We start from the raw sequence: 12533 nt of genomic DNA on the forward strand, positions 1-12533 counted from the left end.
CGCCGTGCTCAGGTGACCAGGCCGGTCCAGTCGATGTCCGCGAGCAGGCCGGCCTCCGGGGGCGTGCTCGGTTCCGCGGCGGGACCGCAGGTCACGTCGGGGTGGGTGGGGTGGAAGAACCCGCTGGGGTTCTTCTTGTAGATCCAGGCGCGGAGCGTGAACTGGTTCGGCTGCTGCCCCTCGTCGAACTTCTGGCCGAACAGCTCCGGGGCCGCCTGCCCGGTGTCCGCGACGGCCCACTCCACCGCGGTCAGCTCACGGCCGCGAGGCCCGTCCTCGTACAGCAGGGCAGAGGGCTCCCCCGGGTCGAGGCTGCCGGTGTAAGCCGCGTTGACATAGCGGTAGCCCACATGCGGCACGCACTCGTCGGTGCGGGCGTAGCCGTCGCTCGACACGAACGGCTCATAGCCGTACTGGCCGGTCTCCGTGTACGCCGTGGTCAGCTCCGTCCAGACGAACGGGTCCGGGTCGGCCGCCTGCGCGGGCACGGCGGTCAGTGAGAAGGCCACTGTCGCCGCGACGGTGAGGACTGCCTTCAGAGGCCGGGGGGCCATCGTGGTTCTCCTTGAGGTGCTGGAGGGAGAAGGGAGAGAGGCGGACCTCCCCAGCCCGCCCGAGCAGCATGTCCACGCTCGAACGGGTGCGCCAGGTGACAGCGGCCGATCGAATGACCACATCACCTCATCGGCCCGGCCTGTGGATAACTCCGGCGCTGTCGGTCCCGGCCCCTATCGTGGAGGCAGTGGTCGAGGGACGACGTACGGGGGACGGGACTATGCGCGGGATGGGCGGTATCAGCGAGATGCCAGGGATCACCGGGACACCGGACACGAGCGACAGCGAGGCACTGGCCACGCTGCACCGGGTCTTCGGATACGACGCCTTCCGCGGCGAGCAGGAAGAGATCATCGAGCATGTGGTGGCCGGCGGGGACGCCGTCGTCCTCATGCCGACCGGCGGCGGCAAGTCGCTGTGCTACCAGATCCCCTCCCTGGTCAGACCCGGCACGGGCATCGTCGTCTCACCGCTCATCGCGCTCATGCAGGACCAGGTGGACGCGCTCAGGGCGCTCGGCGTGCGCGCCGGGTTCATGAACTCCACGCAGGACTTCGACGAGCGCCGCGTGGTGGAGGCCGAGTTCCTGTCCGGAGAGCTGGACCTGCTCTACCTCGCGCCGGAGCGGCTGCGCCTGGACGCCACGCAGGACCTGCTCTCCCGCGGCAAGATCGCCGTCTTCGCCATCGACGAGGCGCACTGTGTCTCCCAGTGGGGCCACGACTTCCGGCCCGACTATCTGGCGCTCTCGGTGCTCGGTGAGCGCTGGCCGGACGTCCCGAGGATCGCGCTCACCGCGACGGCCACGCGTGCCACCCACGAGGAGATCACCCAGCGGCTCAACATGCCGACGGCCCGGCACTTCGTGGCGAGCTTCGACCGGCCCAACATCCAGTACCGGATCATCCCCAAGGCCGACCCCAAGAAGCAGCTCCTCGCCTTCCTGCGGGAGGAGCACGCGGGCGACGCGGGCATCGTGTACTGCCTCTCCCGCAAGTCGGTGGACGCCACCGCCGAGTTCCTCTCCCGCAACGGCATCGAGGCGGTCCCGTACCACGCGGGCCTGGACGCGGGCACCCGCGCCGCCCACCAGTCCCGCTTCCTGCGCGAGGACGGCCTGGTCGTGGTGGCGACCATCGCCTTCGGCATGGGCATCGACAAGCCGGACGTTCGCTTCGTGGCCCACCTCGACCTGCCCAAGTCGGTCGAGGGCTACTACCAGGAGACGGGCCGCGCCGGACGTGACGGACTGGCCTCCACGGCCTGGATGGCCTACGGCCTCAACGACGTCATACAGCAGCGCAAGATGATCCAGTCGAGCGAGGGCGACGAGGCGTTCCGGCGCCGGGCCGCCGCCCACCTGGATTCGATGCTCGCGCTGTGCGAGACCGCGCAGTGCCGGCGCGGGCAGCTCCTGAACTACTTCGGCCAGGAACCGGATCCGACGGGCTGCGGCAACTGCGACACCTGCCTCGCCCCGCCCGAGACCTGGGACGGCACGGTCGCGGCCCAGAAGGTGCTGTCCACGATCGTGCGGCTCCAGCGGGAGCGCGGACAGAAGTTCGGGGCGGTGCAGATCGTCGACATCCTGCTCGGCAAGCGCACCGGCAAGGTCATCCAGTTCGACCACGACCAGCTGTCCGTGTTCGGCATCGGCGAGGAGCTCTCCGAGGGCGAATGGCGAGGTGTCGTACGGCAGTTGCTGGCCCAGGGGCTCCTCGCGGTCGAGGGGGAGTACGGCACGCTGGTGCTGACCGAGGCGAGCGGGGCGGTGCTGCGGCGGGAGCGGGAGGTCCCGCTGCGCAAGGAACCGAAGAAGCCGGCGAGCGCCAAGGCCGGCTCCTCGTCCTCGTCCGGGCGGGGCAGGACCAAGGCCGCGGTGGCCGAGCTGCCCGAGGCGCTGGTCCCGGCCTTCGAAGCGCTACGGGCCTGGCGCGCCGAGCAGGCCCGTGAGCAGGGCGTCCCGGCGTACGTCATCTTCCACGACGCCACACTCAGGGAGATCGTCACCGTGTGGCCCACATCGGTGACCGAGCTCGGGAGCGTCGGCGGGGTCGGAGAGAAGAAGCTCGCGACGTACGGGGAGGGCGTGATCGGGGTGCTCGCCGAACTGACGGACGACCGTACGGCCGCGAAGACACCGAGCCCGGCCGGGGACACGGATCCCGGCGCGGACCACTGGCCCGAGATGGACGCGGATCCGGAGCCCGAGGACGGCTGGATATAGCCGCCGCCGGGCTCCGGCGCGGGGTGCGGCGGTTGTGCCGCACGCCCTCACGTCACCTCACAGGGCTCGCGCCGCGTACGCCCTGACGTCCGCGTCCGGGTCCGACGTCGCCGTGGCAAGGGCCGCGCGGGCGTCGGCGGTGGCCGTGTGGCGGGTCAGGGCGAGGACGGCGGCCTTGCGGACGTCGGCGTTCGGGTCGGCGAGGGCCTTGGCGAGCGCGGGGACGGCCACGTCCGGATCGGCGGCGGACAGTGCCGTCGCGGCACCCGAGCGGACCTGCCACGCGGAGGCCGACAGGGCGGCGACGGCGCGGGCGGCCAGGGGCGCGGCGCAGCCGGTGGTGCCCAGCGCTCCGTAGGCGGCCCCCTGCACCAGGGCGTCGGGGTCCTCGGTGAGACGGGTCAGGGCGTCGAGGGCGGCGTCCAGCGGGCGTTGGGCCCACACCGTCGCCAGAGCCTTGGCGATCGTCACGCGGACCTCGCGGGACGGGTCGGTGCTGGCCGCGCGGGCGAGCTCCTCGGCGGCGTCCACCGAGACGAGAGCGCGGACGGCCTCGATGCGGACGGGTATCTCCGCGTCGGTGAGGGCCCCGGCGAAGAGGTCCGTGTCACCGAGGCGCAGGGCCCGCAGGACGTCGAGGGAGGCGGCGCGGACGACGGGGTCCGGTTCGGCGAGGGCGGCGGCCAGACCGTCGCGCAGGGCGGGTTCGGGCGGGAGCGTCTCCACCAGCTCGCGCAGGGAGGCGGCCGCGGCGGCGCGGACCTCGGGGGCGGGATCCCGGAGCGCCTGGGCGAGGGCGGGGCCGGTACCCGGGGGCAGGGTCTCGGTCAGCACAGCCACGGCCTCACGCCGGACGGCGGGCGCGGGGTCGGTCAAGTAGGGCCGCAGGGCGTCGAGTTCGGGCTCGTCCTCGGCGAGGGCGACGAGTTCGAGGAGGCGGGCGGAGGAGTTCTCGGGGGTGGGGGTGGGGTGGGGAGGGGGGAGGGGCCCCCTCCCCGTCGGCAGCGAGTTCGCTCCCACGCCAGGGCCCGCGCCAGGGCCCACCCCGAGGCCCACCCCCGCCGCCACCGGCGCCCGGTCTCGCGCACCGGCCGTTGCCACATCCTCGGCGTGCACCTCGCCGAGGTGCCGGGAGGGGCCGCCGACCGGGGTGAACTCGTCGATCGGGACCAGATAGGGAGCCACGGGCCGGGCCGTGAACTCCATCGCACCGGAGGGGGACTTGTGCAGGTCGAGGTGGTGGAACCAGGAGGCGTCGTCGCGATGAGGGTGGTCGAGACGGTCGTGGTAGAGGCCCCAGCGGGACTCCGTACGGGCCAGGGAGGCGCGTGCCGCCATCTCGGCGCAGTCGCGGATGAAGGAGACCTCGGCGCAGCGCATCAGCTCGTGCGGGGTGCGGGCGCCCATCGCGGCGATGTCGTCCCGCATCCGCTCGAAGGACTCCAGGGCCAGCGAGAGACGGGCGCCGGACTTGGGCGGGGCCACGTAGTCGTTCACGAAGCGGCGCAGCTTGTACTCGACCTGGGGCTGCGGGGGGCCGTCCGGGTTGCGCAGCGGGCGGTAGATCAGCTCGTGCGCCTCGCGGAGCTGGTCGGGTGGCAACTCCCCTTCGTAGGGCGTGTACTGGGAGGCGTCCGCGCCCGCGAGGTCGCCGAAGACGAACGCGCCGATCATGTAGTTGTGCGGCACGCAGGCCAGGTCGCCGGCGGCGTAGAGGCGTGGGACGGTCGTACGGGCGTGGTCGTCGACGCGGACGCCGGAGGCCGAGTGGCCGCCGCACAGGCCGATCTCGGAGATGTGCATCTCGATGTCGTGGGTGCGGTAGTCGTGGCCGCGGTTCTCGTGGAAGGTGCCGCGGGTGGGCCGTTCCGTGGAGTGCAGGATCGACTCCAGGGACGAGATCGACTCCTCGGGGAGGTGGCTCAGCTTCAGATACACCGGGCCCCGGTCGGAGGCGACCTCGGCCGCGAACTCGGCCATCATCTGGCCGGACCAGTAGTCGGAGTCGACGAAGCGTTCGCCGTGCCGGTTGACCTGGTAGCCGCCGAAGGGGTTGGCGACGTACGCGCAGGCGGGGCCGTTGTAGTCCTTGATCAGCGGGTTGATCTGGAAGCACTCGATGCCGGTGAGCTCGGCGCCCGCGTGGTAGGCCATGGCGTAGCCGTCGCCGGCGTTGGTCGGGTTCTCGTAGGTGCCGTACAGGTAGCCGGAGGCGGGCAGGCCCAGGCGGCCGCAGGCGCCGGTCGCCAGGATCACCGCGCCCGCGCGGACCGTCACGAACGCGCCGGTGCGGGTGTTGAAGCCGACCGCGCCCACGGCACGCCCGTCCTCGGGGGCCGTCAGGACGCGCACCGGCATGACCCGGTTCTCGATGCGGATCTTCTCTCGCATCTCGCGCCGCCGCAGCTGCCGGTACAGGACCTTCTTGACGTCCTTGCCCTCCGGCATCGGCAGCACGTAGGAGCCGGAGCGGTGGACCTGGCGGACCGCGTAGTCGCCGTGCTCGTCCTTCTCGAACTTCACGCCGTACGACTCCAGGCGCTGCACCATGCCGAAGCCGCGGGTGGCGGTCTGGCGGACGGTGGACTGGTCGACGATGCCGTCGTTGGCGCGGGTGATCTCGGCGACGTAGTCGTCGGGCTCGGCGCGGCCCGGGATGACCGCGTTGTTGACGCCGTCCATGCCCATGGCGAGGGCACCGGAGTGGCGGACGTGGGCCTTCTCGAGGAGCAGGACGTCCGCGCCGTGCTCGGCGGCGGTCAGGGCGGCCATGGTGCCGGCGGTGCCGCCGCCGACGACGAGGACGTCACAGCGGATCTCCTCGGCGTCGGTGAGGGCGGGGATCTCCAACGGTGTGTTCAAGGAGGGCGTGGTCACCGGGGGGCCTTTCAGGTTCCGAGCGAGGAGAGGACGTCGCGCCGCAGTGCCACGCGCGCGGGATCGTCGTGGGCCGTGCGGTCGCGCGGGCGCGGCACGTCGCGTACGGCGGTCAGGCGGCCGCCGCCGAGGAGTGCCACGCGGTCGCCGAGGAAGAGGGCCTCGTCCACGTCGTGGGTGACGAAGACGACGGTCGCGCCCGTGCCCCGGAGCACCTCCACCAGCAGGTCCTGCATGCCCGCGCGGGTCTGGGCGTCGAGGGCGCCGAAGGGTTCGTCCATGAGGACGGCGCGGGGTGCTCCCGCGAGGGCGCGGGCCAGTTGGGCGCGCTGGCGCTGCCCGCCGGAGACGCGGTGCGGCAACTGCCGTGCCTGGTCGGCGAGTCCGACCCGGTCCAGCCAGGACTCGGCCTGTGCGCGGCGTTCGGTGCGTGGCAGGCCCTTGACGGCCAGGGGGAGTTCGACGTTGGCGCGCAGGGTGCGCCAGGGCAGCAGGGCGTCCTCCTGGAAGACCAGGGCGCGTTCGGCACCGGGGCCGGTCAGGGGCCGGCCGTCCTGGGCGGCCTCGCCCGAGAGCAGGGGGAGCAGGCCCGCCAGGGTGCGCAGCAGCGTCGACTTGCCGCAGCCGGAGGAGCCGACGACGGTGAGGATCTCACCGGGCGCGATGTCCAGGTCGACGCCGGTCACCACGGGTGCGCCGGGGCGGCCGAGGATGGCGCCGCGGAGCGTGAGGCGGGTGCCGCGTGAGCCGGACGGTGCCTGGGCCGCCGTATCGACGACGGTGTCGACGGTGTCAGACGAGGTGCTCATCGCGTGCCTCCTGGGCCTCGGTTCGGGGTCCCTCACGAAGGGGCGCCGCCGGGGTCGCGGCGCGCGGTGTCCTCGGCCGGGGCCCGGCGACGTACGACGTCCTCGGCAGCCAGCGCGTCAGGCGGCGGCCCAGCAGTTCCACGGCCGTGGAGGTGAGCCAGCCGAGGACGCCGATGGTGACCATGCCGACGAAGACGCCCGCGTAGTCGACGACGGTGTAGTCCTGCCAGGTGCGGTAGCCCACGCCGTACTGGCCGGAGATCATCTCGGCGGAGATCACACAGATCCACGACACGCCGATGCCGACGGACAGACCGCCGAAGATGCCGGGCAAGGCGCCCGGCAGGACGACCGAGGCGAGGATCCGCCACCGCCCGCCGCCCATGGTCAGCACCGCCTCCTCCCACACGGGGGTCAGCGCGCGGACCGCGTGCCGGGTGGAGACCAGGACGGGGAAGAAGGCGGCGGTGAAGGTGATGAAGACGATGCCCTGCTCGTTGGAGGGGAAGAGCAGGATCGCGACCGGGACCAGGGCGATCGCGGGGATCGGCCGGACGACTTCGAGCACCGGGCCGAGGAGGTCCTCGGCGAGGCGGGAGCGCGCGATGAGCACGCCCGTCGCCACGCCGAGCACCGCCGCGAGGAGGAAGCCGGTGAGGATGCGGGTGAGGCTGTCGGTGAGGTCGGTCCAGTAGTCGGGACCGGAGAGGCGGTCGGCGAAGGTGCTCGCCACCTCGGTGACCGTGGGGAACTGCGAGAAGCGCAGCCACAGGTCGACGTCGAGGCTGGTCAGCAGCTGCCACACGCCGAGGGCGACCGCCAGCGAGGCCGCCCTGAGCGCGTACCGGCCGGCTTTCGGGAGGGGCCGGCTCACGACGCCCGCTCCAGCGCGTCGGCGTAGGTGACGACCCGGGCGCCGCCGTGGGCCAGGACGTACGCCCGCGCGGTTTCCGGGGCGACGAAGGGCAGGAGCCGGTCGCCGTCGGCAACCCAGACCGCCTTGTCGGCGAACCAGAGGGTGCCGGTGGTGGCGTCGGGGACGTAGGCGGCGCGGATGCCGTCCTTGTGCGCGGAGACGTACGCCAGGAGTTCGGCGGGCGTCTTGAAGCCGCGGGTCGCGGAGGCGCCCTTGGGCCAGACCTCGCTCGCGGAGGCGGGCGGCTTCGAGGCGAGGCGGCTCGCGTAGCCGGCGCCGAGGGCCTTCTTGAGGTACTGGTCGTCGACGAAGGAGTCCACGTCGATGTCGCCGGTCAGCTTGGCGGCCTTCAGTACGGAGACGTCGTCCTTCAGCGCGGAGATCAGCCGGGGCTTGACCGCCGGGTCGAAGGTGGAGATGCCGTGGGCTCCGTTGTAGAGGTAGACGACCTCGGCGGGCAGACCGGTGGCCTTCGCGACCGACTCGGCTGCGGCGACAGGGTGGCCGTTGAGGTAGTCGGTGGCCTCGGCCTGAGCTTTCAGGAACGCCTCCAGGACCGCCGGGCGCTTCTCGGCGAAGTCCTGGCGGGCGGTGACGCCGTGGAAGGTGGGGAGGTTCAGCTCGGCACCGTCGTAGAGGGCCTTCGCCTTGCCCTGGTAGGTGAGCAGTCCGGGCCAGGCGACGAACTGGGAGAGCGCGTCCGTACTGCCCGCCGTGAGGGCCGAGGCACCCACCGCCGGCTGCTGGTTGAGCTTCTCGATGCCCTTGTCGGGGTCGATGCCGGCCCGCTGGAGAGCGCGTACGAGGGTGCCGTCGGCGGCGGAGCCCACGCTGGTGGAGACCTTCTTGCCGCTCAGGTCCTTGAGCGAGGCGAGTTTCGAGTCGGGGGAGGTGACGATCGTGTTCAGGCCGCCGCGCAGGTTGTAGCCGGTGACCGAGACCAGGTGGGTGGGCTTGCCGAGCTGCTTGCCGCGGGCCGCGTTGATGAGGAGCGGGAAGTCGCCCATCGAGCCGATGTCGATCTTCCCGGCGGTCATCTGGGCGGTGATCGGGGCGCCGGTGGCGTAGTCCTGCCAGTCGACCTTGTAGGTGTGGCCGTCGTGCAGGGCGTTCAACTGCTTCTCGAAGTAGCCGAGGGAGCGCAGCAGGGTGCCGGCGGTGACCGTGTTGATGGTCTTGGACTGGTAGCCGACGGTGACGGTGACGGTGGAGCTGTCGCCCGCCTGGGCGCTGCCGCAGGCCGTCAGCGGCGCCAGCAACAGCAGGGTGGCGACAACTGGTTTGTGTTTCATGGGAGTTCGGGGCCTCTCACCGGAGCAGATAGGGCATGTTGACCGTGACGGCTCCGGTGGGACAGCGGGCCGCGCACGGGCCGCAGTACCAGCACTCGTCGACGTGCATGTAGGCCTTGCCGCTGCTGGTGTCGATGGCCAGGGAGTCCAGCGGGCACATGTCCACGCAGAGCGTGCAGCCGTCGATGCACTTCGACTCGTCGATGGTCACGGGCACGTCGGCCCGCTGGGGCGCCAAGGGCATGGCTGTCTCCAGGAATGTGCGAGCAGGGGGGTCTACAGGGCGCGGTGCAGGAGGCCGCTCATGGTGATGCGGTCGCCGCGGAAGCGGATGAACTCCAGGTCGACCGGGCGGCCGTCGGCGAGGTGCGTGAGGCGTTCCAGCATGAGGACGGCGGCGCCGCGCGGGGCTTCCAGTACGGCGGAGGAGTGCGCGTCCGCGTTCACCGCCTCCAGGGTGATCTCGGCGTGGCCGAGGCCCTGGCCGGTGATGGCTTCCAGGAGGCGGAAGACGTCGGTGTTCTCCAGGTCGGCGCCGAGCAGGGCGGTGCCGAGGTCGAGCGGGATGTAGGTGAGGTCGAGGGAGAGGGGGAGGCCGTTCAGGCGGCGCAGACGTTCGATGTAGAGGACGTCGGTGCCGGGATCGACCTGGAGGCGCCGGGCCACCGGGTGCGGGGCGGGGGCGGGGCCCATGGTGCGGACCTCGTTGGTGACCGTGCCGTGTTCGCGGAGGGTTTCCGCGAGGCCCATGAGACGGTCCAGGCCGTGGGGGTACTTCTGGCCGACGACCACGGTGCCGACGCCGGGCAGGCGTTCCACCAGGCCTTCCGCGCGGAGCAGGTCCAGGGCTTGGCGGACCGTGTTGCGGGAGGCGCGGTAGTCGGCGGCGAGGATCGTCTCGTGGGGGAGGGCGCCGTCCTCGAAGCCACCGGTGAGGACCTGGTGGCGCAGAAGATCGGCGAGCTGCCGTGCCTGGTCCGCACGCAGCCGGCGCCGGGCACGGGCGGCGACGGTGGTCGCGCCCTGGCCGGCGTGGTCCCGGATACGGTCGGTAGGTGGCATGGCTGGAACCATACCGAGCCGGTAGGAAAACCTGTGTTGCCGGATTGTTGCGCCACCTGATGCGGTGACAGATCCGTTCCTGACCTGCGTTTTCCAGCGCTGCGGGACGAGATGTGCCACCTGAGTGGACCCACCCAGGGGCGCGGGGAACTGCGCGAGCAACCCCCACCTGCCGACAGCCGACGAACAACCCCTATGCCAGCGCCGACAACCCCGGCCCAAAAACGATCAGCAACGGCAGCAACGGCACCAGCGCAGCCGTCGCAGACGTAAGCGCCCTCTGCCTGCGCAGCAACCTCGGCGGCGGCTCCAGCAACCGCTCCACCCGCTCACCCAGCAGCCGATGACTGGACGCACACGACAGCACCCCCCGGTGCTGGTTCAGCTCGATCAGCGCCAACGCCGTCGTCAGATGCCCGCACCGCCGCGACGCCGTGTCGTCCGCCGCAAGCTCCACCAGCCGGTGTGTCTGGTCGCAGAAGTGGGCGAACAGCGGGACCCGCGGGAACCCCGTGGCCAGCGCGGTCGACAGGTGCAGCAGCCAGTCGTGGCGGGCCCGCGCGTGGCCGCGCTCATGGGTGAGGACCGCGTCCAGCTGGTGGTCGGTCAGCCGGTGCAGCGCGCCGGTCGTCACGATCAGCTGCGGCGGATTCCCGGGCATCCACCACGCGTCCGGGTACTCGTCCTCCAGCACCAGCAGCGGACCGCGCGTCGCCGCGCCCAGCCCGGCCGGCAGATCCGGCGCGCGCTCCCGCAGATGCTCACGGGCGGCCCCGCGGCGCCGCCGGGCCTCGACCAGTTCGCGGGCCAGCATCGCCGTGGTCCAGCCGGCCCCCGCCGCCAGCAGCAGGGTCAGCGTGACCGCCCAGACCGGCACGGCCGACAGGTCGTACGCCGCGGTCACGGCCGGGGGCGCGGGGGCGAAGACATGGTCGCGGACCGTGTGGAAGACCGCCGCCGCCCCGAGGACCAGCGCGGTGAGACAGCACAGCAGCACGGTGGCGACCAGGCACTGCCACACCCACAGCCCGACGACCGGTTCCCGTTCGGGCCACGCGGCCCGGGTGAGCGCGCGCGGCACCGGCACGGCGGCCGCCACGGCGACGGTGCTCAGCAGGAGCAGGCAGTAAGTCATGCCACGGGCTCCGGATCCTGATCGGAGACAGGGGAGGTGGGGCTGTGTGGTGAGGCGCTGCGGGGCGGCCGGCACGTCGTCCCACGTGTGCCGCCCGCCGCCAGTATGCCGTGAGCGGGCGCCCCGCGGCAGGACTCGGACAGCTCCGGACGCCTCACACGCCCCCCGAGACCACCCGTCCCACGACCTCTCCCAGGCCCACCCGGACCCCGTCCGGGCCGGGAGCCCACGCCGACAGCGTCACCACGTCCCCGTCCTCGAGGAACGTCCGCTTGCCGTCCGGGAGTTCCAGCGCGTCCCGTCCGTTCCAGGTGAGCTCCAGGAGCGACCCCCGCTGGCCCTCGGAAGGCCCGCTCACCGTCCCCGAGCCGTACAGGTCGCCCGTCCTGAGCGAGGCGCCGTTCACCGTCATGTGCGCCAGCTGCTGGGCCGCCGTCCAGTACATGGTGGAGAACGGCGGCTCCGACACCACATGACCGTTGATCGCGACGGAGATCCGCAGGTCGTAGCCGCCCGGCTCCACGTCGGAAGCGGTGTCGTCCAGATACGGCAGCAGCTCGTGCGTCCGCTCCGGCGGCGCCACCCGGGCCTCCTCCAGGGCGTCCAGCGGGGTGATCCACGCCGACACCGACGTGGCGAAGGACTTGCCGAGGAACGGGCCGAGGGGGACGTACTCCCAGGCCTGGATGTCCCGCGCGGACCAGTCGTTGAGCAGGCACAGTCCGAAGACGTGCTCCCGGAAGTCGCCGAGGCCGACCGGCCGGCCGAGTTCGGACGGCGTCCCGACCACGAAGCCGACCTCCGCCTCGATGTCGAGCCGCACGGAAGGGCCGAAGACGGGAGCCGCGTCCGCGGGAGCCTTCCGCTGGCCCGACGGCCGTACGACATCCGTCCCCGAGACCACCACCGTGCCCGCGCGGCCGTGGTAACCGATCGGCAGGTGCTTCCAGTTGGGGGTCAGGGAGTCCGCGGCGTCCGGGCGGAAGATCCGGCCGACGTTCCGGGCGTGGTTCTCGGAGGCGTAGAAGTCGACGTAGTCCGCCACCTCGAAGGGCAGGTGGAGGTCGACCGACGACAGCGGGTGGAAGAAGCCCGCGATCGCCTCCTGGTGCGCGGGCACCGTCACCCACCCGGTCAGCGCGCGCCGCACGTCCGACCAGGCCGTGCGGCCGGCGGCCAGCAAGGGTCCCAACGACGGCTGCGCGAGCAGGGAGACGTACGGCGAGCCGAGGGCGGCGGCCGCCGCGCCCGCGTCCAGGACGTGGCCGCCGAGCCGGACGCCGACGGTCCGGTCGGAGGAGCCGGCCGGCGAGAAGACGCCGTAGGGGAGGTTGTGCGGGCCGAAGGGGTCGCCCTCGGGCACGTCGTAGGGGACATCGAAGGGGGGCATGGGGTGCTGCCTCACTCTCGCGCGTGCCGGGCGGACCGGATGGTCGCGGCACACGTGGCGGTCCGGGTGGTCGCGCCACACGTTACGTCCGGGGCGCCGGTCGCGGGAGTGGCTAAAGGGCTAGCAATATGGCTAAAGAGTTCGCAATGTCCTGGTACGGGATACTCGGAGGCTTGCATTCCGGCTTAGCGTCCTTTGCGAGGCACGGACGGGATGGGTGGGGTCGCGTCCGTCGGGGGACGCGTGGGGGGATCGTGGCCAAAAGCGCTA

10 protein-coding genes are annotated in these 12533 nt (G+C 72.1%); 1 reads left to right on the forward strand and 9 read right to left on the reverse strand.

All coding sequences use genetic code 11. From position 1 onward, the window contains the following. Positions 1–8 precede the first annotated feature (8 nt). Complete coding sequence (locus ACFYZ8_RS40985; RefSeq protein WP_388541423.1) at positions 9–554, reverse strand: hypothetical protein; 546 nt, start codon at positions 552–554, stop codon at positions 9–11. 221 nt (positions 555–775) lie between these two features. On the opposite strand from ACFYZ8_RS40985, the gene recQ reads away from it, so the two are divergent. Then, positions 776–2782: a DNA helicase RecQ gene (recQ, locus tag ACFYZ8_RS40990; protein ID WP_388541520.1), complete on the forward strand. Its 2007-nt coding sequence runs from the start codon at positions 776–778 to the stop codon at positions 2780–2782. 57 nt (positions 2783–2839) lie between these two features. Here the strand turns inward: recQ and ACFYZ8_RS40995 are convergent, their stop codons facing one another. The 8 genes from ACFYZ8_RS40995 to fahA form a co-directional block, all read right to left on the reverse strand. After that, positions 2840–5659, reverse strand: a complete 2820-nt coding sequence (locus ACFYZ8_RS40995; protein ID WP_388541426.1) for a fumarate reductase/succinate dehydrogenase flavoprotein subunit — start codon at positions 5657–5659, stop codon at positions 2840–2842. A gap of 11 nt (positions 5660–5670) precedes the next feature. Then, positions 5671–6468, reverse strand: a complete 798-nt coding sequence (locus ACFYZ8_RS41000; protein ID WP_388541429.1) for an ABC transporter ATP-binding protein — start codon at positions 6466–6468, stop codon at positions 5671–5673. Further along, entirely contained in the window at positions 6452–7342 is an 891-nt protein-coding gene (locus tag ACFYZ8_RS41005) for an ABC transporter permease (protein ID WP_388541432.1), read from the reverse strand. Before ACFYZ8_RS41005 ends, ACFYZ8_RS41000 begins: the two co-directional genes overlap by 17 nt. Then, the gene (locus ACFYZ8_RS41010) at positions 7339–8676 is read right to left on the reverse strand and encodes an ABC transporter substrate-binding protein (RefSeq protein ID WP_359032305.1); all 1338 of its coding nucleotides are present in this window, start codon (positions 8674–8676) and stop codon (positions 7339–7341) included. Before ACFYZ8_RS41010 ends, ACFYZ8_RS41005 begins: the two co-directional genes overlap by 4 nt. A 16-nt stretch (positions 8677–8692) precedes the next feature. Beyond that, positions 8693–8920: a ferredoxin family protein gene (locus tag ACFYZ8_RS41015; RefSeq protein ID WP_018568287.1), complete on the reverse strand. Its 228-nt coding sequence runs from the start codon at positions 8918–8920 to the stop codon at positions 8693–8695. A gap of 32 nt (positions 8921–8952) precedes the next feature. Then, a complete protein-coding gene (locus ACFYZ8_RS41020) occupies positions 8953–9738 on the reverse strand; it encodes a GntR family transcriptional regulator (RefSeq protein WP_388541437.1) in 786 nt (261 codons plus the stop codon). 193 nt (positions 9739–9931) lie between these two features. Continuing rightward, entirely contained in the window at positions 9932–10873 is a 942-nt protein-coding gene (locus ACFYZ8_RS41025) for a M56 family metallopeptidase (RefSeq protein ID WP_388541441.1), read from the reverse strand. 154 nt (positions 10874–11027) lie between these two features. After that, positions 11028–12263, reverse strand: coding sequence for a fumarylacetoacetase (fahA, locus tag ACFYZ8_RS41030; RefSeq protein ID WP_388541444.1), 1236 nt, complete (start codon positions 12261–12263; stop codon positions 11028–11030). Between the last annotated feature and the right edge of the window lie 270 nt (positions 12264–12533).

The sequence above is a fragment of the Streptomyces sp. NPDC001668 genome, from assembly GCF_042893155.1.
In the GTDB taxonomy this organism is placed as follows: domain Bacteria; phylum Actinomycetota; class Actinomycetes; order Streptomycetales; family Streptomycetaceae; genus Streptomyces.